Source organism: Streptomyces sp. NPDC096046 (genome assembly GCF_040303285.1).
Taxonomy (GTDB): domain Bacteria; phylum Actinomycetota; class Actinomycetes; order Streptomycetales; family Streptomycetaceae; genus Streptomyces.
The window spans coordinates 1-26,559 of record NZ_JBEOSZ010000037.1 but is presented as its reverse complement, the minus strand read 5'-3'; the positions used below and the strand labels follow the sequence as shown (position 1 = coordinate 26,559).

The 26,559-nt window shown below is 72.5% G+C and carries 28 protein-coding genes and 1 pseudogene; 18 read left to right on the top strand and 11 right to left on the bottom strand.

Annotation, left to right across the window (positions count from 1 at the left end; translation table 11 throughout):
* Nucleotides 1–65: 65 nt before the first annotated feature.
* Nucleotides 66–686 (bottom strand): TetR/AcrR family transcriptional regulator, encoded by a 621-nt coding sequence (locus ABTX62_RS26990; RefSeq protein ID WP_352118636.1) that lies wholly within the window; start codon nt 684–686, stop codon nt 66–68.
* A complete protein-coding gene (locus ABTX62_RS26985; protein ID WP_352118635.1) occupies nt 683–1,282 on the bottom strand; it encodes a hypothetical protein in 600 nt (199 codons plus the stop codon). The genes ABTX62_RS26990 and ABTX62_RS26985 overlap by 4 nt, the downstream gene beginning before the upstream one ends.
* 151 nt (nt 1,283–1,433) lie before the next feature.
* On the opposite strand from ABTX62_RS26985, the gene hmgA reads away from it, so the two are divergent.
* The 4 genes and pseudogenes from hmgA to ABTX62_RS26965 all read left to right on the top strand — a co-directional run.
* Complete coding sequence (hmgA, locus tag ABTX62_RS26980; RefSeq protein ID WP_352118634.1) at nt 1,434–2,780, top strand: homogentisate 1,2-dioxygenase; 1,347 nt, start codon at nt 1,434–1,436, stop codon at nt 2,778–2,780.
* 90 nt (nt 2,781–2,870) lie between these two features.
* Nucleotides 2,871–3,620: a GntR family transcriptional regulator gene (locus ABTX62_RS26975; protein WP_352118633.1), complete on the top strand. Its 750-nt coding sequence runs from the start codon at nt 2,871–2,873 to the stop codon at nt 3,618–3,620.
* Between the two features lie 26 nt (nt 3,621–3,646).
* Nucleotides 3,647–4,801 carry a type ISP restriction/modification enzyme gene (locus ABTX62_RS26970; protein WP_352118632.1) on the top strand — a complete coding sequence of 385 codons (1,155 nt, stop codon included), beginning with the start codon at nt 3,647–3,649 and terminating at the stop codon, nt 4,799–4,801.
* 65 nt (nt 4,802–4,866) lie between these two features.
* Nucleotides 4,867–5,016 (top strand): annotated as a pseudogene (locus tag ABTX62_RS26965) (ABC transporter permease); the annotation flags it as partial.
* Nucleotides 5,017–5,191: 175 nt separating this feature from the next.
* On the opposite strand, the gene ABTX62_RS26960 reads toward ABTX62_RS26965, so the two are convergent.
* From ABTX62_RS26960 to ABTX62_RS26950, 3 genes are all read right to left on the bottom strand, one after another.
* Nucleotides 5,192–5,458: a hypothetical protein gene (locus ABTX62_RS26960; protein ID WP_352118631.1), complete on the bottom strand. Its 267-nt coding sequence runs from the start codon at nt 5,456–5,458 to the stop codon at nt 5,192–5,194.
* A 126-nt stretch (nt 5,459–5,584) separates the two neighbouring features.
* On the bottom strand, nt 5,585–6,403 hold the full coding sequence (locus ABTX62_RS26955) for an anti-sigma factor (protein ID WP_352118630.1): 819 nt from the start codon (nt 6,401–6,403) through the stop codon (nt 5,585–5,587).
* On the bottom strand, nt 6,400–6,942 hold the full coding sequence (locus ABTX62_RS26950) for a sigma-70 family RNA polymerase sigma factor (protein WP_352118629.1): 543 nt from the start codon (nt 6,940–6,942) through the stop codon (nt 6,400–6,402). Before ABTX62_RS26950 ends, ABTX62_RS26955 begins: the two co-directional genes overlap by 4 nt.
* Before the next feature lie 227 nt (nt 6,943–7,169).
* Here ABTX62_RS26950 and ABTX62_RS26945 point away from each other — a divergent pair, with 227 nt between their 5' ends.
* The 4 genes from ABTX62_RS26945 (at nt 7,170) to ABTX62_RS26930 (ending at nt 13,803) form a co-directional block, all read left to right on the top strand.
* A complete protein-coding gene (locus tag ABTX62_RS26945) occupies nt 7,170–8,702 on the top strand; it encodes a DUF4331 domain-containing protein (protein ID WP_283973210.1) in 1,533 nt (510 codons plus the stop codon).
* A 101-nt stretch (nt 8,703–8,803) separates the two neighbouring features.
* A complete protein-coding gene (locus ABTX62_RS26940; RefSeq protein ID WP_352118628.1) occupies nt 8,804–10,393 on the top strand; it encodes a tetratricopeptide repeat protein in 1,590 nt (529 codons plus the stop codon).
* On the top strand, nt 10,390–12,057 hold the full coding sequence (locus tag ABTX62_RS26935; RefSeq protein WP_352118627.1) for a HoxN/HupN/NixA family nickel/cobalt transporter: 1,668 nt from the start codon (nt 10,390–10,392) through the stop codon (nt 12,055–12,057). Before ABTX62_RS26940 ends, ABTX62_RS26935 begins: the two co-directional genes overlap by 4 nt.
* A gap of 141 nt (nt 12,058–12,198) precedes the next feature.
* The gene (locus tag ABTX62_RS26930; RefSeq protein ID WP_502998017.1) at nt 12,199–13,803 is read left to right on the top strand and encodes a serine/threonine-protein kinase; all 1,605 of its coding nucleotides are present in this window, start codon (nt 12,199–12,201) and stop codon (nt 13,801–13,803) included.
* A 4-nt stretch (nt 13,804–13,807) separates the two neighbouring features.
* Here the strand turns inward: ABTX62_RS26930 and ABTX62_RS26925 are convergent, their stop codons facing one another.
* Nucleotides 13,808–14,614 (bottom strand): SGNH/GDSL hydrolase family protein, encoded by an 807-nt coding sequence (locus tag ABTX62_RS26925; RefSeq protein ID WP_352118625.1) that lies wholly within the window; start codon nt 14,612–14,614, stop codon nt 13,808–13,810.
* A gap of 665 nt (nt 14,615–15,279) precedes the next feature.
* On the opposite strand from ABTX62_RS26925, the gene ABTX62_RS26920 reads away from it, so the two are divergent.
* From ABTX62_RS26920 to ABTX62_RS26895, 6 genes are all read left to right on the top strand, one after another.
* A complete protein-coding gene (locus ABTX62_RS26920; RefSeq protein WP_352118624.1) occupies nt 15,280–16,101 on the top strand; it encodes a glycosyltransferase family 2 protein in 822 nt (273 codons plus the stop codon).
* Nucleotides 16,098–17,087 (top strand): glycosyltransferase family 2 protein, encoded by a 990-nt coding sequence (locus ABTX62_RS26915; RefSeq protein ID WP_352118623.1) that lies wholly within the window; start codon nt 16,098–16,100, stop codon nt 17,085–17,087. The genes ABTX62_RS26920 and ABTX62_RS26915 overlap by 4 nt, the downstream gene beginning before the upstream one ends.
* Nucleotides 17,080–17,880 (top strand): polysaccharide deacetylase family protein, encoded by an 801-nt coding sequence (locus ABTX62_RS26910; RefSeq protein ID WP_352118622.1) that lies wholly within the window; start codon nt 17,080–17,082, stop codon nt 17,878–17,880. Before ABTX62_RS26915 ends, ABTX62_RS26910 begins: the two co-directional genes overlap by 8 nt.
* A 74-nt stretch (nt 17,881–17,954) precedes the next feature.
* Nucleotides 17,955–19,049 carry a DUF5925 domain-containing protein gene (locus tag ABTX62_RS26905; RefSeq protein WP_352118621.1) on the top strand — a complete coding sequence of 365 codons (1,095 nt, stop codon included), beginning with the start codon at nt 17,955–17,957 and terminating at the stop codon, nt 19,047–19,049.
* 113 nt (nt 19,050–19,162) lie between these two features.
* Nucleotides 19,163–19,558 (top strand): hypothetical protein, encoded by a 396-nt coding sequence (locus tag ABTX62_RS26900; protein WP_352118620.1) that lies wholly within the window; start codon nt 19,163–19,165, stop codon nt 19,556–19,558.
* Between the two features lie 64 nt (nt 19,559–19,622).
* Nucleotides 19,623–20,399, top strand: a complete 777-nt coding sequence (locus tag ABTX62_RS26895; RefSeq protein WP_352118619.1) for a DUF72 domain-containing protein — start codon at nt 19,623–19,625, stop codon at nt 20,397–20,399.
* Between the two features lie 6 nt (nt 20,400–20,405).
* On the opposite strand, the gene ABTX62_RS26890 is transcribed toward ABTX62_RS26895, so the two are convergent.
* On the bottom strand, nt 20,406–20,774 hold the full coding sequence (locus ABTX62_RS26890; RefSeq protein ID WP_352118618.1) for a GntR family transcriptional regulator: 369 nt from the start codon (nt 20,772–20,774) through the stop codon (nt 20,406–20,408).
* Nucleotides 20,775–20,847: 73 nt separating this feature from the next.
* Between ABTX62_RS26890 and ABTX62_RS26885 the strand changes: the two genes are divergently transcribed.
* Both ABTX62_RS26885 and ABTX62_RS26880 read left to right on the top strand, forming a co-directional pair.
* Nucleotides 20,848–21,777 (top strand): GNAT family N-acetyltransferase, encoded by a 930-nt coding sequence (locus ABTX62_RS26885; protein ID WP_352118617.1) that lies wholly within the window; start codon nt 20,848–20,850, stop codon nt 21,775–21,777.
* Nucleotides 21,758–22,258: a ribonuclease FAU-1 family protein gene (locus ABTX62_RS26880; RefSeq protein WP_352118616.1), complete on the top strand. Its 501-nt coding sequence runs from the start codon at nt 21,758–21,760 to the stop codon at nt 22,256–22,258. Before ABTX62_RS26885 ends, ABTX62_RS26880 begins: the two co-directional genes overlap by 20 nt.
* Here ABTX62_RS26880 and ABTX62_RS26875 read toward each other — a convergent pair.
* Nucleotides 22,217–22,876, bottom strand: coding sequence for a class I SAM-dependent methyltransferase (locus ABTX62_RS26875; protein WP_352118615.1), 660 nt, complete (start codon nt 22,874–22,876; stop codon nt 22,217–22,219). The two genes, ABTX62_RS26880 and ABTX62_RS26875, sit on opposite strands and share 42 nt — an antisense overlap.
* Nucleotides 22,877–23,014: 138 nt before the next feature.
* On the opposite strand from ABTX62_RS26875, the gene ABTX62_RS26870 reads away from it, so the two are divergent.
* Nucleotides 23,015–23,149 (top strand): hypothetical protein, encoded by a 135-nt coding sequence (locus ABTX62_RS26870; RefSeq protein WP_107308287.1) that lies wholly within the window; start codon nt 23,015–23,017, stop codon nt 23,147–23,149.
* A 48-nt stretch (nt 23,150–23,197) separates the two neighbouring features.
* Here the strand turns inward: ABTX62_RS26870 and ABTX62_RS26865 are convergent, their stop codons facing one another.
* The gene (locus tag ABTX62_RS26865; RefSeq protein ID WP_352118614.1) at nt 23,198–23,647 is read right to left on the bottom strand and encodes a GNAT family N-acetyltransferase; all 450 of its coding nucleotides are present in this window, start codon (nt 23,645–23,647) and stop codon (nt 23,198–23,200) included.
* Between the two features lie 180 nt (nt 23,648–23,827).
* Between ABTX62_RS26865 and ABTX62_RS26860 the strand changes: the two genes are divergently transcribed.
* Nucleotides 23,828–24,832: a lytic polysaccharide monooxygenase gene (locus ABTX62_RS26860; RefSeq protein ID WP_352118613.1), complete on the top strand. Its 1,005-nt coding sequence runs from the start codon at nt 23,828–23,830 to the stop codon at nt 24,830–24,832.
* Nucleotides 24,833–24,957: 125 nt separating this feature from the next.
* On the opposite strand, the gene ABTX62_RS26855 is transcribed toward ABTX62_RS26860, so the two are convergent.
* Together ABTX62_RS26855 and ABTX62_RS26850 are read right to left on the bottom strand one after the other, a co-directional pair.
* Nucleotides 24,958–25,818: an esterase/lipase family protein gene (locus ABTX62_RS26855; protein WP_352118612.1), complete on the bottom strand. Its 861-nt coding sequence runs from the start codon at nt 25,816–25,818 to the stop codon at nt 24,958–24,960.
* Nucleotides 25,819–25,982: 164 nt separating this feature from the next.
* Nucleotides 25,983–26,429 carry a MarR family winged helix-turn-helix transcriptional regulator gene (locus ABTX62_RS26850; protein ID WP_352118611.1) on the bottom strand — a complete coding sequence of 149 codons (447 nt, stop codon included), beginning with the start codon at nt 26,427–26,429 and terminating at the stop codon, nt 25,983–25,985.
* Nucleotides 26,430–26,559: the final 130 nt, after the last annotated feature.

The following is a 26,559-nucleotide window of genomic DNA, read 5'->3' as shown; positions in this document are numbered from 1 at the left end:
GCGCGTTGACCCGCCCGAGCATACCGACCGGTATGGACGGCGGGGAGCCCCCGGTGGGATCGAGGTCAGTCGAGCGTCCGGGCCAGATAGCCACGCAGCATCTCCCGGGCCTCGTCGATGATCCGTTCGTCCCCCTGCGGTGCGACGCGGAACGCCAGGTGGACGAGGGTGTCGGCGGTCTCGACGGCGATGAGGAAGAGGCGGCGCAGATCCTCGTCGGGCTCGCGCCCGAGATACCCGGAGAGAAGTTCCGTGAGCCGGTCGGCGACGCGGTGGTTGGGTTCGGCATGGCGGGCCCCGACCGGGATCTGGTTGCCGAAGTCGACGAGCGAGAAGCCGGGCGCGGTGCGCTTCATCTCCAGGTACTCGTCGAGCACGGCGTCCATGGCGGTGCGCCAGCCCCCGGCCTGACCGGCCTGCCGGAGGCGCTGGGTGACGCGTACGGAGTACCGTTCGAGGTTGCGCTGAGCCAGGGCGTCGACCATCTGCCGCTTGTTGCCGAAGAAGCGGTAGACCGAGCCGATCGGGACCGAGGCCCGCTGGGCGACGGCACGGGTGCTCAGGGCGTCGTAGCCGACCTCGTCGAGGAGGCCGGCACAGGCGTCGAGGATTCTGGTCAGCCGTTCGGCACTGCGCCGCTGCACGGGCGCACGACGGAGTGATGTCGCGTGGGGCACGGGCTTCATGATGCCGCTTCGGCGCGCTCCGGTGTACCTCGCCCCCCGAGGTCCGTCCCCTGGGTCCGGGCCTTGCGGCGGGAGGCGGCGTCCGGCGTCACGCCGCCGGTGCCGGGCCCCGAGGAGGTGACGTCGGCCGTGCTCTCCACGGGCTTGCCGTCCACCGCCCAGACGGTGGCGTCGTCGGCGTAGAGGCGGGCCGTGACGCGGTGCGTGCCGCGCGGCACGAGGCGGGCGTCCAGCCGGTACTCCGGGGCGCGGAGTCGGGCGACGGGACGGCCGTCGACGTAGAGGTGCGCCAGGCCGCGGCCGGGCACCGCCCGGGCCGCCGCGCCGGCCGGTGAGAAGCGGAAGTTCCGCACGGTCAGGCGCACGTCCCAGCCGCCGGCCGCGTCGGGCTGCACCTCGATCCCGACATCGGGTGCCTGCTCCGGCCCGACCTCCCGGAAGGGCCGGCCCTCCGGGTCCCGGTCCTCCAGAATCCGGCCGGCCGGCGAGGGCGACGCGACGCCCTCCCGGGCGTCACCGGAGCCACAGCCCGCGGATCCGGCCAGAAGGAGGACACAGACCGCGAGCGCGGCACCAGATTTCCGTGTCCACGACATATCGGGAGCGTAGAACACACGTCCGGCCCGGCGGATCGTTCTCAAGTCGGGTTCAGGTCATCCCTCATGAGGAGGGGCGCGCCCCCCTTGCGTCGGGGAAATCGCAATCCTACGGTACTCCATAGGAATCGAACGCAAGGGAGCGGCGAACATGGGCGATGGGGGCACCACCCGCACGAGCGGGTTCGAGCGTGGGGCAGCGCGGAAGACCGCCGAAGGGCTGGCCTACCTCTCCGGCTTCGGCAACGAGCACACTTCGGAGGCCGTCCCGGGGGCCCTGCCCGAGGGCCGCAACTCGCCCCAGCGGGCCCCGCTCGGGTTGTACGCGGAGCAACTGAGCGGTTCGGCCTTCACCGAGCCGCGGGCGCACAACCGCCGCTCGTGGCTGTACCGGATCCGGCCGTCGGCCGCGCACCCGGCGTTCACCCGGATCCACAACGGCTCGATCCGCACCGCCCCCTTCACCCAGACCGTGCCCGACCCCAACCGTCTGCGCTGGAACCCGCTGCCCGACCCGGCGCCCGAGACCGACTTCCTGGCGGGCCTGTGGACCCTGGGCGGCAACGGCGACGCCACCCAGCGCACCGGCATCGCCGTGCACCTCTACACGGCCAACGCCTCGATGCGCCGGGTCTTCGGCGACGCCGACGGCGAGCTGCTGATCGTCCCGGAGCGAGGCGGGCTGCTGCTGCGCACGGAGTTCGGTCTGCTCCACGCGGAGCCGGGGCAGGTGGTACTGGTCCCGCGTGGGGTCCGCTTCCGTGTGGAGCTGCTCGACGAGTCCGCCCGCGGGTATGTGTGCGAGAACTACGGCGCGCCCTTCCGCCTCCCCGACCTGGGCCCGATCGGCGCCAACGGACTCGCCAACCCCCGGGACTTCCGCGCGCCCGTCGCCGCGTACGAGGATGTCGAGGGCCCGGTGGAGGTGGTGAACAAGTTCTGCGGCAACCTGTGGACGGCCACCTACGACCACTCCCCGCTGGACGTGGTCGCCTGGCACGGCAATTACGTGCCCTACGTCTACGACCTGCGCCGCTTCAACGCGCTCGGGACCATCACCTACGACCACCCGGACCCGTCGATCTTCACGGTGCTGACCTCCCCGTCGGACACTCCGGGGCTGGCCGGGGCCGACTTCGTGGTGTTCGCGCCGCGCTGGCTGGTGGGCGAGGACACCTTCCGGCCGCCGTACTTCCACCGGAACGTGATGAGCGAGTACATGGGCCTGATCGAGGGCGCCTACGATGCCAAGGCCGAGGGCTTCGTGCCGGGCGGCGGCTCGCTGCACAACATGATGTCGGCGCACGGCCCGGACCGGGAGACGTTCGACCGGGCGAGCGCCGCCGAGCTGAAGCCGCAGAAGATCGACGACGGCCTGGCGTTCATGTTCGAGACGCGCTGGCCGCTCGCCCTCACCCCGCACGCGGCCCGCGCGGAACACCTCCAGCAGCGCTACGACGACGTCTGGCAGGGCCTGGAGCGGCACTTCCGTCCCTAGGCGGCTTCTGACCGAACGCCGCTCCTTCTTGCGCGGAGATCCGTCAGAAGCCCCCTTGCACTGATCATTTCCTACCGGTACGGATGGCCCGTGACCTCCTTCGCCCCGGATTCCATCGTCCTGAACCGCAAGCTGCCGCTCTGGTACCAGGTGTCGCAGTCGCTGCGCGCCTCGATCCTCGGCCGCTCGCCCCGGGACCCGCTGCGGCTGCCCACCGAGGAGCAGCTGGCCGGGCACTACGGCGTGAGCGTGCTGACGATGCGGCAGGCACTGAAGGAGCTGGAGGACGAGGGGCTGATCTCGCGCCACCGCCGCCGGGGCACGTTCATCGAGCCGGACGCGCGCAGGGGCTCCCCCGTACGCCTGCTCGGCTCGGTGGACGCGATCGTGGCCCAGCAGTCGGGCATGACGACCGACCTGCTGGATCACGGCACCACGCCGGTGCCCGGCGAACTCGCCGAGTTCTTCCCGGATGTGCGGGAGGTGGCGACCTACCACCGGCTGCGCAGCGACGAGAAGACCGGCGAGCCGACCAACCACGCCCGCAACTACGTGCGCCCCGAACTGGCCGCGCGGATCGACCTGGACGACCTCGTCCGGTGGCCGATGACGAAGGTGCTGCGGGACGTGGTGAGGGCGGACATCAGCCGCATCACGGACACCGTGGAGGCGCGGCTGGCCGACCCGGAAACGGCGAAACTGCTCCGAGTCCCGCTGCTGAGCCCGATCCTGCACTACACCGGCGTGACGTACGACGCCGCGGGGCGGCCTCTGGACGTGGCCGTCATCCACTACCGCGGTGACCGGTTCTCCTTCACGGTGACCCTGGACGCCACCTGACCCGCGTGTCCTCGGCAGGTCGTACGATGCCCTGCGTGACGCACGACGACGCTCCGCCGCTGGCGGACCTCATGCCGTGGTCCGTCGCACCGCCGCGGCTCGGCCGGGGCTGGCCGGCGGCGCCCGACGCGGCGTCCCTGAAGGCCCGCTGGGACGCCTTGGTGAAGGCCGAGGGGCCCGACCGCGAGACCCTGTTCGAGCCGACCCGCTCGCGCACACTGCACACGGCGGTCGGCCGGCTGCCCGGCCGGAGCGGCAGCGGCACGCAGAAGCTGGCCCGCGCCTCGGGGCCCTGCCCGGAGCCGGTGCGCGTCCTGCTCGCGCCCTACGACGAACAGTGGCTGATCCCCGACCAGCGGCTGATCGACGCGGCCCGGCCGGAACTGTGGCGGGTGGCGGACGAGCGGCAGGTCTTCGTGGTGGAGACGCCCGGGACCACCCCTCCCCTGCTCGCCACCTCACTTCTCCCGCTGCTGCGCCCCGGCCGTGTCCGTCCGCTGTACCGGCGGCCCGGGGGCCGCGAGCCGAACCTGGCCCCGGGCCTGCTGGAGCACCTCGGCACCCGCCTGGGCGGCACCCCGGCGCCGCTGGACGTACTGGCCTGGATCGCGGCCACGGCCCGTCCGGATCTCACCGTCCCGCTCACCGGGGACGCCGCCGAGTGGGAGCGGGGCCTGGAGCTGGGCCACCGGCTGGTGTGGCTGATGCGCCGCGACGGCGAACGCCCGAAGCTCCCCGGCGGCCGCCGTCCCTATGTCCGTGCCCCGCTGCCCTCACGGCCCGTGACACTGCGCTACGACCGGGACGAGGAGGCGCTGTTCCTGGACGAGGGCCGCGTCTCCCCCGTGCCGCCGGAGGCCTGGGACTTCGAGGTGGGCGGAGTCCGCGTCCTGGAACAGTGGTTCGCGACCCGCGTCGCCGCCCCCGAGCCGGGCACGCTGGCGGCGATCCGCCCCCTGGCCTGGCCGCAGCCCTGGACGTCGGAGCTCCTGGAGCTGATCACCGTCCTCGCACTGCTGGCCGAACTGCGCCCCCTGGAAGAACCGGAGATCACCGACCCGGTCACGGCCACGGAGCTGCGCACGGCGGGCGTCCTGCCGGTACCGGACGCGGCCCGCCGACCGGCGTCGGTACTGGAGGAACCCGAGGAGGGCCCCGAGGGTCAACTGGCGCTGCTCTGACGCCACTCGGGGTGCGAAGAGACGTCCGGGACGCGCTCGAGAGCCCGCCGGAACACCGCGTGGAGGCCCTGCGGGACCTCTTCGGCAACGCGTCGGTGCCCGACGGGGCGGCCTGGCCGGTGGCCCATCCTGTCGCGGGGGCGCTGTGGTGCGCCGTGCTGCTCGGGGTGTTCGTGCCGCCGGCCGTGCACCAGTACGCGACCGGGGAGCGGTGAGCGGGCTGCCGGAGCCGCGGAGGCGCCCCCGGTCACTGCCGGGCGGGGAGGAGACACCGACAGGGAGCGTGCCGCGCTCGGGAACACTCCTGGCGTCGCTGCGTGCCGCGGGGTGACGGACGACGGGTGTCGCAGCGCTGCACCGGGAGTGGCGTGACCGCCCGAGCGCGGGCCCTTACCTGCTGCCGAACAGCGAGCGGCGCAGCCGGCGCAGCGGCGCGAAGAGCGAGACGCGACGCACGCGTGCGCCCCTGCCACTGCCGTCGTGCGGCTGACGCGCGGTCAGTTCCCGCATCAGCGAGGTCGCCTCGACCGTCTCCCGCTGCGGAACGGCGGGGCCGCCCAGCACCGAGAGGTGGCGGTCGAGGCGCGAACTGGTCGCGCTGCTCCCGCAGGTGATCGCAGGGACCCTGGCCCTGCTGCGCACTGTTATCTGATCCATGTCACTCCCCACCCGTACGAGTCCACCCGGCCCGGGCAGGCTAACCCTATCTCCCCGTCCGGGCACTCGTGTATCGCGGTCACAGGATTCACCTTCCCCATAAGGGGGTTGACGATGTATCTTCGATTACTCTCCGAATCCAACAGATTTCAGGGCGAGTTGGACGATCGGCTGGGTAGTGGGTTGCGGCGATCCACCGGCGGGCTCGACGGTCACGGCCAGTGACGTCGCCGAGGTGCCGAGATCCGTCGCGACCAGGGGCGTGTCGCCGTCGAAGAGCCCCAGGGAGCGCGGTTGCGCACCCGGGCGCATGAGCCACAACTGGTGCACGCGCCCGCTCGATGGGGCGCCGTATCCGCCGAGGGTGACCACCGCGCTCCCCTCCGTGGCGGAAGCGATCACTCCGATGGTGCGGCCCCGCCCGTCCCGGCCGCTGCTCACACGGGCGTCCGGAGCCGCCAGAACGTGGGCGATCTCACGTGACCGATCTTGCTCGGCGGTCAGCCGGTCCTGCGCCCGGTTCGCCTGCACGGCGAACAGTGCGGCGACGACGAGGGCCGCGGCGGCGGTGACCGTCGCGAAGGGCACGAACAGCGGAATCCGGCGCCGTTGCCGCTGCCGGGGTGGCGGCCGGGTGCCCCACACGTGCGGCGGCAGCCGCGTCGCACGCGCGCGGGCCGGCTCGCGCGCCGCACCCTGCGGCGCCGGGTCCTGCGGAGTCGTCCGTACGGCGAGCATGACCCGGTCGCGCAGCGCGGCGGGGGCCGGGGCGACCGTGGACCAGGCGAGCCGGACGGCGTCCTCGGCCAGGGCGCGCACCTCGGCGGCACAGCGGTCGCAGTCCCGCAGGTGCTTCTCGAAGCGGACCCGCTCCGGCGGCTCCAGGGCGTCGAGCGCGTAGGGCGCGGCGAGCGAGTGCGGGTCCTCGCGGCGGAAGAGGCTCATGCCACACCTCCGAGGCACTCGCGCATGCGGGTCAGCCCGTCACGCATCCGGGTCTTGACGGTGCCCAGCGGCAGGGAGAGCTGCTCGGCCACCTCACGGTACGTGTAGCCCTCGTAGTAGGCGAGGGTGACGGACTGGCGCTGCAGAACCGTGAGCCGGTCCAGGCAGTGGCGTACCCATTCGCGTTCGAGTCCGGCCTCGACCTCCTCGGTGACCTGGTCGAAAGCGGTCTGGTTCGCGCGGAGCGCCTCGCGCTGCTCACGCTCCCCGGCCGCGCGGGCGCTGCGCACCCGGTCGACGGCGCGGCGGTGGGCGAGGGTGAGAATCCACGACATGGCGCTGCCGCGGCCCGGGTCGAACTTCGCCGCGGACCGCCACAGTTCGAGCAGCACCTCCTGAGCCACCTCCTCCGACTGGGCGGGATCGCGCACCACACGCCGTACGAGCCCGAACACGGGGCCGGACACCAGTCCGTACAGCCCTTCGAAGGCCTGCTGGTCCCCGCCCGCCACCCGCAACAGCAGTTCGTCCGCCTCCATTCGGTCCCCCTCTCCGAGGCCGCACCGGGCCTGTCCCCTCGCACGAGGCATTCGCACCACACACACCTCCGGCAGGGGTTACGGATCAGCTCGCCGAAAACGCGGGTCGTCCGGCGATGAAACAACTTTGCGCCCTCGCCGTAAGAACGTTTGAGATTCGACCAATCCGCTTCGCCGACCGCTCCGAATGGCGTGTGTCAGGCAAGTTGGCACGGAGGACGGACGGCATGACACCTATCTCCAGGACCGGTGCGGGACGCGCGAGCATCGCGACCGTGATCTGTGGCGCGCTGGCCACCGGCGGGCTCACGGCCGCCGGTGTGACCGCGCTGGAACCTGAGGCGGCCTCCGCCTCCAGCCACCGCGAGGCCCCGCTGATCTCGGGAACCCCGCAGTACGACAACACCGACGTGTACGCCTTCGTCAGCCCGGACAAGCCGGACACGACGACCATCGTCGCGAACTGGATCCCCTTCGAGGAACCGGCCGGCGGGCCCAACTTCTTCCCGTTCGCCGAGGACGCCCAGTACGACCTGCGCATCGACAGCAACGGCGACGCGCAGGAGGACCTGCTCTTCCGCTACACGTTCAAGACCCATGTGAAGAACGAGAAGACCTTCCTGTACAACACGGGCCCGGTCGAGAGCCTCGACGACCCCGACCTCAACATCACGCAGACGTACGACCTCGAACTCATCAAGCTGAAGCGTCTGAAGGCCGTGTCGAAGACCAAGGTCGCCGACGACGTGCCGGTGGCGCCGTCGAACGTCGGCAAGGCGTCGATGCCGGACTACAGCACCCTGCGCAAGCAGGCGGTGCACAAACTCGCGGGCGGCGCCCAGACGTTCGCCGGCCAGGCCGACGACCCGTTCTTCCTGGACCTGCGCGTCTTCGACCTGCTGTACGGCGGGAACCTCTCCGAGGTCGGCAACGACACCCTCAAGGGCTACAACGTCAACTCGATCGCCCTGCAGGTCCCCAACAGCTTCATCACCGAGTCCCACGAGCAGCCGATCGTCGGCATCTGGTCGACGACCCAGCGCAAGAACGCCAAGGGCTACTTCTCGCAGGTCTCGCGCCTCGGCAACCCGCTGGTCAACGAGGTCGTCAACCCGCTGAAGGACAAGGACACGTTCAACGCGTCCGCGCCGCGGGACGACGCGCAGTTCCTGGAGAACGTCACCAACCCGGAGCTGCCCAAGCTCATCGAGGCGATCTACAAGATCCCCGCGCCGGCCGAGCCGCGCAACGACCTGGTCGACGTCTTCCTCAAGGGCGTCAAGGACCTCAACCAGCCGCCGCACGTGACGCCGTCGGAGCAGCTGCGGCTCAACACCTCGATCAAGCCGGCCGCGAAGCCGAAGCGGCTGGGTGTCCTCGACGGTGACACCGCCGGCTTCCCCAACGGCCGTCGCCTCACCGACGACGTGATCGACGCCTCGCTCCAGGTCGTCGAGGGCGAGCTGCTGGGCGCGAAGAACGACCTCGGTGACGCGGTCGACAAGAACGACAAGGACTTCGAGAAGGCCTTCCCGTACGTCGCCCTGCCGACGGAGGGTTCGCGCGGTCCGCTCGCCAAGGGCGTGGACGGCGGCAACGACGTCCGCAGCCAGCTGGGCGACGCGCTCCAGCCGGCCGGCGCGCAGGGTTCGGACGACATGCGCCTGATCGCCGCGTCCGCCGGGGCCGGAGCGGGCGGCATCGTCCTGATCGGCGCGGCGCTGATGTGGTGGCGCCGCATGCGGAACCGGGCGTACTGACCCGCTCCGCTCACCCTGCCGGCGCGGCCCGTACCCCCGACCCCCCACGGCACGGGCCGCGCCCCCTGCCCCAGCACCAGCACATCCGACGAGGAGAGGTCATGCCTCCGCGTACGACCGACAGCACACCGCAGAGGCGTGACGACGACAAAACTTTGCCGACGGCCCCGGAACCCGGGAACACCGGGGAGCGGGAGGCTTCGGCTGCCGGGACGGGGACCGGCTCCGGCACGGGCGGGGACGGCGCTCCCGGCACCCGCCCCACCGAGGGCCGCCCCACCGAGGGCCCCTCCGGCCCCGGGCCCGGCACCGGTCAGCGGGTCGCCGCCCTGCGGCGGGCCGCCGACGGGGGGCGGCGGTGGCGGGCGCTGCGGCTGGCCGGATGCGCCGCGCTGCTGGCGGTCGCGGTGACCGGTGGGGCCATCGCGGTCGGGGGTGCGCAGGACCGGGGGGCCGGGGTCACCGCCGTGTCCGCAGCCGGGGCGTTGCCGCCCGGCGATCTCGCCCGGGGGGACCTCGACGCGGGCATCGCGTCCCTGCAGAGGCATCTCCGCGCCCAGCCGAGGGACTTCGGCGGTTGGGCCACTCTCGGCGTCGCCTACGTCGAGCAGGCCCGGACGAAGGGCGATCCCTCCCGGTACCCGCAGGCGGAGCGCGCCCTGAAGCGCTCGCTCGAACTGCGGCCCGGCAACGACCGGGCCCTGGCCGGCCGGGCCGCCCTCGCCGCCGCCCGCCACGACTTCCCGGGCGCCCTGACGTACGCGGGCCGGGCGCTCGCACAGAACCCCTACAACGAACGCGCCCTGTGCACCCGTATCGACGCCCTCGTCGAACTCGGCCGGTACGACGAGGCCGCCGAGGCCGCCGACACCGCCGACGACAGGCGCCCGGGCGTGCCCGTCTTCACGCGGTACGCGTACGTGCGCGAGCTGCGCGGCGACGTCCGCACGGCGCGTACCGTACTGGAGCGCGCCCTGGACTCCGCGAACGCGCCCGCCGACATCGCGTACGTGGCCACCGCCCTCGGTCAACTCGCCTGGAACCAGGGCGAGTACAAGGCCGCGCTCGGCCACTACGCCCGCGCCCTCGCCGCGGACGACGCGTATCTGCCCGCCCTGGAGGGCCGTGCCCGCGCCCAGGCGGCGAGCGGTGACCGGGCGGCCGCCGTGCGGGGGCTGGAGCAGGTCGTCGCCCGCTTCCCGCTGCCCGGCCCGCTCGTCGCCCTCGGCGAGCTCTACGAGGACCGCGGCGCCGACGGGGACCGGGCGAAGGCCGGCGACCAGTACGTCCTCGTCGACGCCTGGACGGCGCTCGCCCGCGCCGGCGGTGTCAACGCCGACCTCGACACGGCCATGGCCGCCGCCGACCACGGTGACCGGAAAGAGGCCCTGCGCGCCGCCCGCGCCGAGTGGGACCGGCGCCACAGCGTGCACACCGCCGACGCCCTCGCCTGGGCCCTGCACGTCAACGGCCGTGACGAGGAGGCCCTGCCGTACGCCCGCCGGGCGACCGCCACCGGCTACCGCAACGCCGTCTTCCTCTACCACCGCGGTGTCATCGAACGCGCCACCGGCGACGAGCGCGCGGCCCGCACGCATCTGCGGGCCGCGCTGGACCTGAACCCCGGCTTCTCGCCCCTCGGGGCGCGTGAGGCCCGTACCGCACTCAAGGACCTGGAGGGCAACCGGTGACCCTGCGCCGGCTGTTCGCGTCCGGCGCCGCCGTCCTCACGGCCGCCTGCGCGCTCACCCTGCTGCCCGCCGCCACGGCGAGCGCCCACCCGCTGGGCAACTTCACCGTCAACCGCTACGACGGCCTCGTCGCCGCCCCCGGTGAACTGCGGGTCCACCACGTGGAGGACCTCGCCGAGATCCCGGCGACGCAGGCGGGTCCCGACATCGAACGGCTGGGCATCGCCCTGTGGGCCCGCGAGCGGTGCGCCACGGCCGCCGAGGACAGCAGGGCGACCGTCGACGGCCGTGCGGTGGCCCTCACCGCCGAGCGCAGCCACGCGCGCGTGCGGCCCGGGCAGGCGGGGCTCGACACCCTCCGTGTGGAGTGCGAGCTGACCGCTCCGCTGCCGTCGGGCAAGGAGACCGTGTCCCTCGGTTTCCGTGGCGCGAGCGCCTCCACCGGCCCGGGCTGGCGGGAGATCACGGCTCGGGGCGACCGGATGACACTCGCCGCGTCGGACGTGCCGGAGAAGTCGATATCGGCCGAACTGACCAGCTACCCCGAGGAGTTGCTGTCCTCTCCGGCCGACACCGCGTCGGCTGCCCTGCGGGTGCGCCCGGGCGGCCCCGCCCTGGCCGAGGAGGAGTCGGACGCCCCCGCGGCCTCCGTGCTCCCGCGCGGAGCGGATCGCTGGACGCGCGCCTTGGACGACCTGGTCGCACGGCAGGACCTCACCGCCGGTTTCGCGGCGCTGGCCCTCCTCATCGCCGTCGTCCTGGGTGCGATGCACGCGCTCGCCCCGGGTCACGGCAAGACCATCATGGCCGCGACGGCGGCGGCCCGGGGCGGCCAGGCCCGGATGAAGGACGTCCTGCCCATGGCCGCCTCGGTGACGGTCACGCACACCCTGGGCGTGATCGCCCTGGGCCTGCTGGTCACGGCCGGCTCGGCGGCGGCGCCCTCGGTGATCGCCTGGCTCGGCGTCGCCAGCGGTCTGCTGGTGACCCTGGCGGGCGCGAGCCTGGTCCGCCGCGCCCTGCGCGGACGCGCGCACACCGGGCGCGCGCACACCGGGCGCCCGCACACCGGGCGCCCGCACGAACGTCATCACGGCCACGGAGGCCACACGCACCGCCACGACGGCCACACGCATGACCACGACGGCCACACCCACACCCACAGCCACAGCCACAGCCACAGCCACAGCCACGACCATCACCACAAGGACGACCACGAGTACGTCCACGGGCACGGGCAGGACCACCGCCGCCCCCACCCGCACCCCCACGCGATCGAGCACACCCACGGTGGGTCCACGCACAGCCACCCCGTCGCCCCCACCCTCCGCGGCACGATCCTCATGGGTTTCGCGGGCGGGCTCGTGCCCAGCCCGTCGGCCGTGGTGGTGCTGGTCGGTGCCGCGGCCCTCGGGCAGGCCTGGTTCGGTCTGCTGCTCGTCGTCGCCTACGGCGTCGGACTGGCGCTCACCCTCACGGCCGCCGGATACGCCGTCGTCAAGGCCGGCAGCGGCATGACCCGGCTGCTGGACCGGCGCCCCCGCTGGACGGCGGGCCCGATGACGGCCCTGCTACGCCGGACCGCACCACTCGGCTCGGCCTTCGCCGTGGTGGTCCTCGGGGCCGGACTCGTGTTCAAGGGGGCGGCATCCGCACTCGGCTGAGTTACGTTCGTGAGGTATCGGACGTCGTGAAGAGATCCCATTCCGTGAGGAAATGCGACCCCGTGGGGAAAACACCCGTCATGGAGATCTCGCCCGGCTGCGAATGGGGGCGCCGTGTTCGAAGAACCGGGCCATGAGCGCGTGATCGCGGGCCGCTACCGGCTCCTGGGACCGCTCGGCGAGGGCGGTATGGGCACGGTGTGGCGCGCTCTCGACGAGGTGCTGCACCGCGAGGTGGCCGTCAAGGAGGTGCGCGCCCCGGCCGGTCTGGCGGGCGACGACGTGCGGCGGATGTACGCGCGCCTGGAGAGGGAGGCGTGGGCGGCGGCCCGGGTCACCAACCGCAATGTGGTGACGGTGTACGACGTGGCGACGGACGACGACCGGCCGTGGATCGTCATGGAACTGGTCCGCGGCCTCTCCCTCGCGGAGGTCCTGGACGCCGAGGGCCCGATGACACCGCAGCGCGCCGCGCACATCGGCGCCGAGGTGCTGGCCGCGCTGCGCTCCGCGCACGAGGCCGGGGTGCTGCACCGCGACGTGAAGCCGGCCAACGTGCTGATCTCGAACGACGGCCGGATCGTGCTCACCGACTTCGGCATCGCCATGGTCGAGGGCAGCTCCGCACTGACCATGACCGGCGAGGTCATCGGCTCGCCCGAGTTCCTCGCCCCGGAGCGGGCGCTCGGCCGCACACCGGGCCCGGAGTCCGACCTGTGGTCGCTCGGGGTGCTGCTGTACGCGGCGGTCGAGGGCCACTCCCCCTTCCGTCACGACACCCCGCTGAGCACGCTGCGGGCGATCGTCGACGAGGAGCTGCCGCCGCCGTACCGGGCCGGTCCGCTCGCCCCGGTGATCGAAGGGCTGCTGCGCAAGGATCCCGGGCAGAGGCTGCCGTCCGAGCGGGCCGAGCAGGATCTGCGGGTCGTCGCCGCGGGCGGCTCGCCGGGCGCGGACACCACACGGGCGGTTCCGTTCCCGCCGGCGGTGGCGGGTCGTCCCGGGCACGCGCCCACACCCCCGGTGCCGTTCCCGGGCCGGCCGGCGGCGTCCGGGTCGGGTGCCACCACGACGGCCACCGGCCCGGACCGAGACCGCCGGGCCGGCCGGGTGCTGGTCGCGGGTGTGGCCGCCCTGGCGCTCGCGGTGGGCGGGCTGACCTACGCGCTGCTGAACAACGGGGACGGTTCCGGCGACAACGAGCAGGGGGCCGGGGAGAGTACGCCCACGGCGGCCAAGAGCCCCCCGCGCGACACGGCGACGGAGAAGTCCAGCCCGTCGCCGACGCCGAGCAGGACCAAGGAGAGCAGTCCGCCGCCGCAGTCGGTGCGGGTCGCCCTGGAGGGCCGGCGCACGGACTACTCGGGGACGTGTCCGCCGCCCGACGCCCGGGCGCCCGAGTTCACGGCGACGCTCACGGTGGGGCGGTTGCCGGCCGAGGTGAGCTACCGCTGGGTGACGCGGGACGGCCAGGTGCTCGACGGGGGCTGGAAGACGCTGTCGTTCGCGGAGGGCGGCGACCGTTCGAAGCGGGACACGGTGCGGGTGACGACCGAGGCGGAGACCGGGACGTTCGAGAACGAGATCGGCGTCGAGGTGCGCGAGCCGGTGCGGACCACGTCCGAGTCGGTGCCGTTCTCGGTGACGTGCGAGACGGAGACCCCGACGGGCGGGGCCTCCCCTTCTCCTTCCGGCACGGACCCGGAGTCGGAACCGGAGTCAGACTCGGACTCGGATTCCGGCTGAGCGGTCAGTCGTTGCTGTTGAGCACGGGCAGGTAGCCGCCCGACTGGCCGGCCGCCTTCGGGTGGTACGACTCGCCGATGTTCAGCCAGCTGACGCTGTGCAGCCAGGAATCGCCGGAGCAGATCTCGTGGCGGGTGAAGGTGGTGCGTACGTCACCGAAGGCGAAGCCGTGGTCGGCGGCGCGCTTGGCGAGGGCGGTGTTGAGGTGGTCTGAGGCGTCGTTGATGGCCTTGCGCTTGGTCTCGGACAGGCCGAGGCAGGTGGTGCCGAGCTTGTAGAAGCGGGGGTAGCCGAGGACGACGACCCGGGCGGCGGGGGCCTTGGAGCGGATCGACGAGTACACGCTGTCGAGTTTGCCGGGCAGCGTGGAGTCCACGTACGCCCGGGCGGTGTTGATGCGGGAGACGCAGGAGCTGTCGGACTGGGTCACGCAGGTCGTCATCACGTCGGCGAAGCCGGCGTCGTTGCCGCCGACGCTGATCGAGACGAGGGCGGTGGAGGCGCTGAGCGGGGCGAGCTGACGCGCCAGAACATCACCCGTTCGGGCGCCCGAACAGGCCGTGAAGTCGAAGGTCGAGGGTGAGTGGGCGGCGGCCCAGAGGTAGGGGTACGCCTTGGTGCTGCGCTTGCAGTCGCCACTGGAGCTGATGTAGCTGCCGGCTCCGACTCCCGAGGAATAGGAGTCACCGAGGGCCACGTAGCCGCCAGTTGCGGCGAGTGAGGACGCCTGCGCCGTCGCTGCCCCGGTAAGGGCGGTGCCGACGGCGAGGAGGAGCGAGCTCACGAGGACGACAAGTCGGGAACGTCTCATGGAACCTCCCTTTAGCAGGATCTCTGCCATAACCGTCGTAGCAGCTACGCGTGTTGACAGGAAGTGTCCATGCCAAGTCTTTTCGACCTCTCCCCGGACGCTCGGCGCGTTCACCACGGCTCAAGACCCGCAGCGGACCCCGACGGTGACCCCGTACGTCGCGGGCGCGGGGTCCGGTCCGCCGAACCCCCGCACACAGGTTCACCGGAGGCCCTGATCCCTCCGGTGACCGCATGTTTATGCGACGGGAATGGGCAACTTGCGTCGCACGAGCGGCCCCTCACAACGCCCAAACCAACAAAAACGTGAGAGTCCGCTCCAGGTCTTGCCATACGGGTCCAATCGTCAATACGGTCATACATCTCACCCGCATCGGTCCGTCAGTACGCGGCTCCAGGGGAGGGCTCAAGGACCGCGACGAACCGGCGCGGGGCGCGGTAGGGGGGTGCCGTGCTCGGCGACCGCAACTGTCTCCGGGCCGTGCCGCGCGGTCGGCTGCCGTTTTTCGCGGCCGGCCAGCTTTGCCAGCTCACCCGGCGTGCCGGAGCTGCATCCCGGCATGCCTCGCCGTCTCGGCGTGCCTCGGGTGAGAACCCCCCTTTCGAACCGGACTGGATCCGGACTGCCCTGGGGGGGCGGTCCACCGGACGAGAGGGACCAGACTCATGAGCTCAGTTCTGCAGCCGGCCGCGACGCAGCAGCGTCCGCCGACCGCCTCCAAGTACCGGCCCGTCTCCTCGCACCTGGCCATAGCCCCGCCGGTGAGCGTGGTCATCCCGGCCATGAACGAGGCGGAGAACCTTCCGTACGTCTTCAAGACCCTGCCCGACTGGATCCACGAAGTGGTCCTGGTCGACGGCAACTCCTCCGACAACACCGTCGAGGTGGCCCGCGAGCTGTGGCCCGAGGTCAAGGTCGTCGAGCAGCGGGGCAAGGGCAAGGGCGACGCCCTGATCACCGGCTTCCAGGCCTGCACGGGCGACATCATCGTGATGGTCGACGCGGACGGCTCGGCGGACGGCGGGGAGATCCTCTCCTACGTCTCCGCGTTGGTCTCCGGCGCGGACTTCGCCAAGGGCTCCCGCTTCGCCAACGGCGGCGGCACCGACGACATGACCCTCATCCGCAAGCTCGGCAACTGGGCGCTGTGCACGGTCGTCAACCGCAAGTTCGGCGCCCGCTACACCGACCTCTGCTACGGCTACAACGCGTTCTGGCGCCACTGCCTCGACAAGATCGACCTCGACTGCACCGGCTTCGAGGTGGAGACGCTGATGAACATCCGGGTCGTCAAGGCCGGGCTCAAGGTGCAGGAGATCCCGAGCCACGAGTACCTGCGCATCCACGGCGTCAGCAACCTGCGAGCCGTGCGGGACGGACTGCGCGTGCTCCGGGTGATCCTGCAGGAGCGCTCCAACCGCCGGGCGCTGCGCCGCCGTTCACCCCAGTCGCCGATGCTGGACACCATGCGGGGAGAGGTGTCTTGAGCGGTCTCGGCATCTCCGTCGTGATCTGCGCGTACACCGAGGACCGCTGGGAGGACGTCCTCGCGGCGGTCTCCTCGGTCCGCGCGCAGTCACGGCCGGCCCTGGAGACGCTGCTGGTCGTCGATCACCACCAGGCCCTTCTGGACCGTCTCGGCAAGGAGTACAAGGAAGCCGAGGACGTGCGGGTGCTCGCCAACGCGGGCCCCCGCGGCCTGTCCGCGGGCCGCAACACCGGCATCGCCGCGGCCCGCGGCGAGATCGTGGCCTTCCTCGACGACGACGCCGTGGCCGAGCGCGACTGGCTGCGGCACTTCGCCGAGGCGTACGCCGACCCGCGGGTGATGGCGGTCGGCGGGCGCACGGTGCCGGTCTGGGCGTCGGGGCGGCGGCCGGACTGGTTCCCGGAGGAGTTCGACTGGGTGGTGGGCTGCACGTACCGCGGCCTGCCGCGCGGCCGGGTGCGGGTGCGCAACGTGCTCGGCGGCAACGCCTCGTTCCGCCGCAGCGCCTTCGACGCGGCGGGCGGCTTCGCCACCGGCATCGGCCGGGACGGCGACAAACGCCCACTGGGCTGTGAGGAGACGGAACTGTGCATCCGCCTCAGCCGCGCCCGGCCCGACGCGGTCCTGCTGATCGACGACCGGGCGGTGATCCATCACCGGGTGCCCGAGATCCGGGAGCGATTCCGCTACTTCCGCACCCGCACCTACGCCGAGGGCCTGTCCAAGGCCCTGGTGGCCCGGAGCGTGGGGGCCGAGAAGGGCCTGGAGTCCGAGCGCCGGTACGCCACCCGGGTCCTGCCGGCCGGGGTGGCCCGGGGTCTGCGGGACGCCCTGCTGGCCCGGCCGGGTGGTGCCGGACGGGCCGGGGCGATCGTGGCGGGGGTGCTGACGGCGGCGGGCGGTTACGTCGTCGGCAGCGCACGGGCACGCCGGGGCGGGACCACCTTCGCGGTGCCGCGGGTGGAGGTGACGGCCCGTGAGTGACGCCCGAGTACCGATCCTCATGTACCACGCGGTCGCGACCGACCCGAACGCGGCGACCCGCGCCCTGTCGGTGACCCCGGAGGCGTTCGCCGAGCAGATGGCGGTGCTCGCCGACCGGGGCCGCACCCCGGTCACCACGGCCGAACTGGCGTCGTGCTGGCGCTCCGGCCGCGCGCTGCCGGAGCGGCCGGTCCTCGTCACCTTCGACGACGGCTACGAGGGGGTGCACCGGCACGCCCTGCCCGCGCTCGCCGAACACGGCTTCCCGGCCACCCTGTTCGTCACCACCGGGTGGCTCAGGGGCCCGTACGACACCGGGGGCGGCCTGGACACCATGCTGGACTGGGCCCAGGTCCGCGAACTCGCGGCGGCGGGCGTCGAGATAGGTGGGCACAGCCACAGCCATCCGCAGCTCGACCAGGTCTCCGAGGCCACCCTGCGGTTCGAGCTGATCCACTGCAAGGAGATCGTCTCGGACCGATTGGGCTCCGTGCCCACCTCGTTCGCCTACCCCTACGGCTACTCCAGCCGCCGGGTCCGGCAGGCGGTGCGCGAGACGGGTTACGCCCAGGCCCTCGCCGTCGGCAACGGCCTCGCGCGCCGGGCGCAGGGGCCGTACGCCCTGCGGCGGGTGACGGTGCGCCGCGGCACCGGCATCGAGGAGTTCGAGCGGGTGGTCGAGGGCCGTGCGATCGCCCGTACGTTCGCCCGGGACCGTGCCCTGACCAAGGGGTACGCCGTGGTCCGCGGGACCCGGCGGGCCCGCGGCCTGGTCTCCCGCACCGGGGGCTGACCTGCGCGGGACGACATGCCGCGTGCACCGGGAAACCGGGTGCACGCGGCGCTCCCGTGCCGGATCATGGCGGCATGTCTGACAACCCGCACGAGGCGCTGCCGATCCGGCTCAACGTCGACGACTCCGACTCCCCGTCCGACGTCGTCGACGCGCTGTTCCTCGGCCGCTTCGCGACGGGCGAGCAGCCGTTCTCCCACGCGGTGAACATCGACCGCGTCCGGTCCGGGGCGACGCTGATGCCGTCCGGTGCCCGCCTGCTGCGCGTCGCCCGGGACGACGACCGCAGCGCGACCCTCGCCGAGGGCGACGGCTGGACGCTGCTGGTCTCCCGCTGGAACCGGGGCGCCGACGTCACGGTGACGGCGACCAGCGAGGAACTGGCGAAGAAGGTCCTCGACCAGGCCACGGACGGCGCGGCGGACGAGCCCGAACCGCAGCCGGAGAACGTCACGATGGGCTTCTGGTACGTCTCCCCGCGCCGCGGCCCGCACCGCACCACCCGCCAGATCGCGGCGGGCACCTGGGACGAGGTCCGGCCCAACTACACGGCGCCGGTGGCGGACGCCATGGACCGCCTGATGAAGACGACCCCGGAGGACATCGCGGGCCGGCTGCTCCTGTTGCACGGCCCGCCGGGCACCGGCAAGACCTCGGCGCTGCGCACCCTGGCCCGGTCCTGGCGCGACTGGTGCCAGGTGGACTGCGTCCTGGACCCCGAGCGGCTCTTCTCCGACGTCGGCTACCTCATGGACATCGCCATCGGCGAGGAGGACGCGACGGGCAAGGGCCGCTGGCGGCTGCTGCTCCTGGAGGACTGCGACGAACTGATCCGCGGCGAGGCCAAGCACACGGCGGGCCAGGCCCTGTCGAGGCTGCTGAACCTGACGGACGGCCTGCTCGGCCAGGGCCGCAACGTCCTGGTCGGGGTCACCACCAACGAGGACCTGGAGCGCCTGCACCCGGCCGTGGTCCGCCCCGGCCGCTGCCTCGCCCGGGTCGAGATCGGTCCGCTGACCCGAGCCGAGGCGGTGAACTGGCTGGGCCGGGAAGACGGTGTCGGCCGCGAGGGCGCGACGCTGGCGGAGCTGTACGCGCTGCGCCGGGGCACCTCCCCGACTTCCCTGCCGGAACCGCGCGGGGGCGTCGACGCGGGGCTGTATCTGTAGCGAGGCCCTCCTCGAGGGCCGTTCACAACCGCTTCTCACCTTCTTGTCAACCGGGCGTGCCACAGTGTCCGGCGGAGCGATGCCGAGCTCCGCATGGACCAGGGAGGCCTCCGATGGCACACACGGCACCCACCGTGTTCAGCGAACCGGCCCACCGCGTCGCGCGGTGGGTCCTGCCCGTCGTCCTGGGTGCCGTCTACGGCAACTGGGTCGCGGTGAACCGGCGTCACGGCGGCGCGATCACCGGACCGGATGTGGCGTGGGGCGTGTGGAGCGCGCTGGCCTTCATGGCCCTCTGCGTCGCCGTGGTTCAGGCGACGCGGCGTCTCAGGCGCGACCTGCACGCCCTGCACGCCCTGCTCCGGGCCGTCTTCGCCGGCGCCGCGCTGGGCTTCCTCTACAGCCAGACCGGCGACGACCTCCGCCCGGTGGTCATCACGACGCTGCTGGTCACGGCAGCCGTCTTCCTGCTGCTGCTCTACCGCTTCCGCACGCGCGCCGCCGGGTAGCGGCTCCGCAGGACACCGGGCCGCCGTCGCCGTCCTCCAGGGCGCCTGGTGCTTTCATAGGGATATGACCCTGTTCGTCGGCACGTCCGGGTGGCAGTACCGAGACTGGCGGGACGTCCTGTACCCGTCCGGGCTGCCGATGCGGCTCTGGCTGGAGGAGTACGCGGGGCAGTTCGCCACCGTCGAGATCAACAACGCCTTCTACCGGCTTCCGGCCCGGGAGACGTTCGAGAACTGGCGGGGTCGGGTGCCCGGGGACTTCGTCGTCGCGGTCAAGGCGAGCCGCTATCTGACGCATATCAAGCGGCTCAAGGACCCCGAGGAGCCGGTGCACCGGCTGATGAGCCACGCGGCGGGCCTCGGCGACCGATTGGGTCCGGTCCTCCTCCAGCTCCCGCCCACCCTGCGCGCCGACCCGGGCCTGCTGGACGCGTGCCTGGCCCGCTTCCCCGCCCCGACCCGGGTCGCGGTCGAGCCGCGCCACGACTCCTGGTGGACACCGCAGGTCCGCCGGGTCCTGGAGTCCCGGGGCGCCGCCCTGTGCTGGGCCGACATCCTGGCCCGCCCGGCCACACCGCTGTGGCGCACCACCGACTGGGGCTACGTCCGCTTCCACCAGGGCCGTGCCCGGCCCTGGCCCCGCTACGGCCGCCGCTCCCTCGCCACCTGGCTCGATCGCATCGCCACGACCTGGTCCGACGGCGGGGACGTCTACGCCTACTTCAACAACGACCCGGGAGGCGCCGCGGTGGCGGACGCGGTGGCGTTCGCACGGGCGGGCAGGTCGGCGGGTCTGGACATCACTCGGACACCGCAGGTATTGACGCGGCCGTCCGGCTGAGAGGCCCTACTCCCCGTGGGCCGCGCGCAGGGCGTCCCGGACCGCTGCGAGCGCGACGTCCTCGCCCAGTCCGAGTCTCCTGGCCCGCTCCACGTAGGCCTGTGCGGCCGAGGCCAGTTCGCGGTCCGCCGCCGAGCCGGCCGCGGCCACGAACGTGCCGTTGCGGCCCCGCGTCTCGATCACCCCGTCCGCCTCCAGCGCCCGGTACGCCTTGGCGACCGTGTTCGCGGCCAGGCCCAGCGACTCCGCCAGTCCCCGCACGGTCGGCAGCCGGTAGCCCACCGGCAGCGCGCCCGACCGCGCCTGCTCGGAGATCCGTGCTCGCACCTGCTCGTAGGGCGGAGCGCTGTCGTCGATGTCGATCCTCAAGGTCACGGGCCGATTGTCGCGCACCCCCGGCGGAAAATGAGAGGCATCCCCGAGGGGTTCACACGTAGCGTGCGCCTCCATGACCGTGATCGTGCGTGACCTGCGCCCCGATGTCCCGGCCGACGCCGAGGGGTTCTCCACCACCCGCCGCCTCGCCCTTCCGTACATGCTCTCCACACCCGAGTCCGTGGTGCACACCCTGACGCACGCCCACCCGGATGCCCACTTCGGGCAGCTCGTCGCCGAGGAGGACGGTGAGATCATCGGCACGGCTCAGGTCAGCGTCGCCCACGACAGTCCTGAGCCCGGTCAGGGCTCGGCCAACATCTACGTCCGTCCCGGCCATCGGGGGCGCGGAGCCGGTTCGCTCCTGCTGCGCACCGCTGAGGAGCGCCTGGGGCGCCTGGGCGTCACAAAGCTGTTCACCTGGGTGCTGGACGAGCCGGGCCACCGTGCCTTCGCCGAGCGGCGCGGCTTCCGGGCCGGCCGTTCCGCCTGGTTCCTGCGCCTGGACCTGGCGGCCGGCACCCTGCCGCCCCGCCAGGAGCCCGCGCCGGGAGTCGAACTGCGCACGGCCTCCGACTTCGCGGACGACCCGCGCCCGATGTTCGAACTGGACGCGGAGACGTCGTCGGACGAACCGAGCGACATCGACGTGGAGTTCACGGACTACGAGGCCTGGGTGGAGGAGCACTGGAAGCATCCGCTGCTCAACCGCGACCTGACCACGGTCGCCGTCGTCGACGGCCGTCCCGCCGCGTTCAGCGTGGCGTACACCGACGGCGACTCCCGCTACGGCACCGCCATGACCGGCACCGCCCGCGCGTTCCGCGGCAGGGGCCTGGCGAAGCTCGCCAAGAACGACTCCCTGCACCGGGCCCGCGCCGCGGGGTACACGGAGGCGTTCACCGGGAACGACACCGGCAACGAGCCGATGATCGCCATCAACAAGTGGTTCGGCTACGACGTCTGCGCGAAGGAGGTGCGTTATGTCCGCGAACTCGGCTGACGGGCCCGCCCGGCTGGATGTCGTCCTCGTCAAGGCGGGCCGTACGAAGATCCGTTACACCGGCGAGCTGCTGGCGGACGACGGCACGCGCGTCGTGGTGCGCGCGCCCTGGGCGGGCTCCGGCGTCCGCGACTTCGAGTTCGTCCGCTTCGAGCCCGGGGACGTCTTCACGGAGTACTACTGGCGCGACCGGTGGTACGCGGTGAAGGAGGTCCGCTCCGCCACGGGCACGCTGAAGGGCTGGTACTGCGATGTCACCCGCCCCGCCCGGCGCTCGGGCCCGGAGCTGGTCGTGGAGGATCTCGACCTGGACCTGTGGCGCTCCGCGGACGGCACGGACGTGCGGCGCCTGGACGAGGACGAGTTCGCCGAGAGCGGCCTCGGCGAGTCGGACCCCCAGGCGGCGCGGGCCGCCCTGGCCGCGCTCGACGAGCTGGAGTCACTGGCCCGCGGCGGTGGTTTCACCGCGCTCCTGGCCTGACGTCCGGGCCCGCGCGATCACCGCGTACCGCTCGTCCGCCACCGCCCCGCCCCACAGCAGCGGATCGCCGGAAAGCCGCTCCACGCGCACCTGCCCGGCGAGGGGACCGAGCAGGTGCGTGATCCGCTCGGCCGGTACGCCGGCCGGCGCGACGCTTCCCCACACGCCCTCGACCAGCACGAGCCGCCCTCCCGGCCGCAGCAGCCCGCACCAGCGCCTGAGGGCGCGGCCGGGGTCGGGCAGGGCCCACAGGACGTGCCGGACGAGCACGGCGTCGAAGCGCCGCTGCCCGACCGGCGGTGACGCGGCGTCCCCGAGGAGGAACACGGCGTCGCGCCCGGCCAGTTTGTGCCGGGCGAGCGTCACCATCGCCGGGGAGAGGTCCACGCCCGTCACGTGATGGCCCTGCTCGGACGCGAGGAGTGACAGGCTGCCGGTGCCGCAGCCCAGGTCGAGGACGTCGCCCGCGCGCTCCGGCAGCCAGCCGCGCAGCCGCCCTGCCCAGGCGCGGCGCACGTCGGGGTCGCGCAGGCCGTGGTCGGGTTCCTCGTCGAAGGAGGCCGCCTCGGCGTCCCAGTCCACGTCGGAGCAGGTCACCGGCTCCCTGTCGTTCGTCATGACCCAAGAGTGACACCCGCCACTGACACCCGAATCGTGACTGCCGCCACTGACAGACCGGGAGCGATGAGCAACTCTCCCCCGAAAGGTCTACCTCCGTGAGAACGCGGAACCCGGTAGCCCCTCAAGGAGGCAGCCATGCGCCGTGTGACCGTGCAGAAGCCCCTGAAGAAGACGGACGTCCGCCGGGTCCGCGACGAAGCCGACGAGCGCCCCGCGGGACGCCCGGAGGTCCGCAAGGACATCGCTCGCACGTGGTGGCCGGACGCCTGAGCGGCCGGTGCCGGTCATGAGACGCGTCGCGGCGGCCACCCGCGGGGGTCAGGGCAGCCGCTTGCGGTAGTGCAGGCGGTCATGGGGCCCGTCCGTGTGGCGCTCCACCCGTTCGTAGCCGTACCTCGGGTAGATCTTCTGGTTCTCCCACATCAGCGCGTTGGTGTAGAGCCTGATCTCGGACAGTCCCAGCCCGCGCGCGTGTGCCTCCACGAACCGCAGCAGGCGCCGACCCACTCCCCGGCCGTGTGCCGCGGGGTGGACGGCGATGGTGTCGAGGAAGAGGTGGTCCTCGAACGCCTCGACCACGACGAGCCCGGTGACGGGATCGCCCGTCACGAACACCTTGCCCGCGGCCACGTTCGCCGCGTGGTCCTCCCGCAGGGGCTGCGGCACCCGCCCGATGCGCTCGACGTAGGGGCGGAAGGCCGCATCGATCACATCCGCGACGACCGGTACGTCGGCGGCTCCGGCCGGCCGGATCTCCTCGTCTGCCATGCCGTGACGGTACCTACCTGATGCCAGTCCGAACACTCCCTTAAGCGGGCCATAAGGATCTCCTCCACCCTCCCTCAGCAGGCGATTTCCCGGTTTTCAGGGGCTAGCTTCGGATCACCCCACGGGATCCGGCCCACCGGGGCCAGGCCCTTCCCCCGCACCGTTTCGAGGAGTTCCCGCATGCCTGCACGCCGCAAGGCCGCCACCGCCGCCGCCCTCGGCGGCCTCCCGCTCGCCCTGACCGCGCTGACCGCCGTCCCGGCCGCCGCGCACGGCTCGATGGGCGACCCGGTCAGCCGGGTCTCGCAGTGCTACGCCGAGGGCCCCGAGAGCCCGAGGTCGGCCGCGTGCGAGGCGGCGGTCGCGGCCGGCGGCACCCAGGCCCTCTACGACTGGAACGGCATCCGCATCGGCGACGCGGGTGGCCGGCACCAGCAGCTCATCCCGGACGGCAAGCTGTGCAGCGCGAACAACGAGGAGTTCAAGGGCCTCGACCTGGCCCGCGCCGACTGGCCCGCGACGGGTGTGAGCAGCGGCTCGCACACCTTCGAGTACCGCGTGACCGCGCCCCACAAGGGCACCTTCACGGTGTACATCACCAAGCCCGGCTACGACCCGGCCGAGCCGCTCGCCTGGAAGGACCTGGATCTCGCGCATCCCGTCGCGACGTCCACGAACCCGGCCGCCACCGGCGGCTTCTACACGTTCTCCGGGACCCTGCCCCAGCGCTCGGGCAAGCACCTGCTGTACGCGGTCTGGCAGCGGTCGGACAGCCCCGAGGCCTTCTACTCCTGCTCGGACGTCAGCTTCGGCGGCGGTGGCGGCGCGGCAGGCGGCGCCGCCCCGGCCCCCTCGGCCTCCGCTCCCACCGAGGAGCAGATCGAGGAGGGCAACGACAAGTCGACGATCGAGCACCACGGGCACGGCGACAACGATCCCAGCACCTCGGCCGAGCCGGCCGCGGCCCCGAAGGAGGGGAGCACGGCGGTCCGGCCGAAGGCCGCCGCATCCGCGCCCAACCGGCCCGATGCGGCCGGTGCCACCGAGAACCTCGCCGAGACCGGCGGTGACAGCGGCACCGCCTACCTCGCGATCGGCGGCGCGGCCACCCTGGCGCTCGGCTCGTCGGCCCTGTTCCTGTCGGCCCGGCGCCGGACGGACAGCGCAGGACGGCACGGCCGGTGAACCACGGTCCGGTGAACGGGGTCCGCTGACCCGGTCCACCGCCCCCTGACCAGGGGCCTGTCCGGCGGCTCAGGCCGGACAGGCCCCGACACGTCTTCCTGATACGCGTCAGTCGATGACACGTGTCATTCGAAGGCCGATGCGCAGGTGGTGGGCCTGGCCCGCCCCGGATCGAGGGCGTTGGCCACCTCGTGGAAGGCGACCCGGTCGAGCAGCCCGACGGCCACATGCTCGGACAGGTCGAGGGGGCACAGGTCCTGGAGCAGGACGTTGCGCACGTCCGGCCCGCTCAGGTACTGGCTGCGCCACGGGGTGACCACCTGGTCGTACCGGGTGGCGATGACGGTGTAGCGCACCCCGGGCACCGTGTCGCCGCCCGTGTTGAGTTTGGTGAGGAAGGCGGAGCCGGCGACCTGGTCGGCGAGGGCGGGGGTGTTCTTCGCCAACAGGTCGGCTGCGCCGGGGAAGTAGGGCAGCAGGTGGGTGAACCCGCTCAGCGTGGTGCCGTGGTTGCTGGGCGCGATACCGACCAGGGCGTTCACCTTGGCGGCTCCACCGAGGAACTTCACGTAGTAGCGGGGCATCATGCCGCCCTGCGAGTGCCCGACGATGTCGGTCTCGGCGGCGCCGGTGGCCGCGAGCACCCGGTCCACGAAGTCCTTCAGCTGTCCGGCGGACTTCTCCACGGGTCCGAGGCCGTGGAAGAAGGGGATGCCTTCCAACTGGCCGTAGTCGAGGGAGAAGACGCAGTAACCGCGGACCTTCAGGTAGGGGGCGAGGCCCAACCAGTTGTCGACGGAGTTCCCGAGGGTGCCGTGAACCAGGACGACGGGGCGGGGATGGGTGGCGGACGGCTTGCAGGAGTAGTCGTTCCAGCCGGAGCTCGAGGCGCCGGAGGCCTGGGCGGTGGTGGCGGGGGCGGTGACGGCGGCGGCGGTCAGCAGCAGTGCGGCCAGGGGTCTGAGCACTCGTTTCCAGGGCAGCATCGGGTGATCTCCTTGCGGCTCAAAGGGGGCGCGACGGCACTGGGCCCTGTGATCCGGATCACGAGGATGCTGTTCACTCGTCAAGTTACGGGCGGGTAGTCAAACTGGGAAGTTACGCGTCAGTAAAAACTTCCAGTGGTAACCGCCGCCCCGGCGGCCCCGCCTCACCAGGCGGGCCGTAGGGGCCCGTGGGGGGCGACGCGCAGCAACCGCTCGCCCAGGAGGCGCAGTTCCCCCTCCCCCAGTGCCGCACTCCACTCCCGCACCGCCTCGGCCGCCGCTTCTTCCGCGGCCCGCGTGCAGTCCCGGCCCCGCCCGGTCAGCACGACCAGCCGCGCCCGCGCGTCCCCGGGGTGCGGCCGCCGCTCGGCGTATCCCTTGCGCACCATCTCGTCGACGAGCTGGCTCGCGGCCTGCTTGGTCACCCCGAGGTGGACGGCGAGGTCGGTGACCGTCGCACCGTCCGGAGCGAGCCGGGCGAAGGCGAAGCCGTGCGCGGGCCGCAGCCCTTCGAAGCCGCGTGCGATCACGCCCTCGTGGATGCGTTGCGTGAGCCCGCCAGCGGCGGCGAGCAGGGCGGCGGACAGGGCCATGGCATCGGAGTTGTGCACCCATGCATTGAAACACCCTTGACCAAGTGGTCAAGGACCACCACCGCGCATCCCTGGTCGTCAACGCTCTGACGATGGCCGCCGGACGCGACCGGCTCGATTCCGGCTGCATCGTGCACTCGGACCGCGG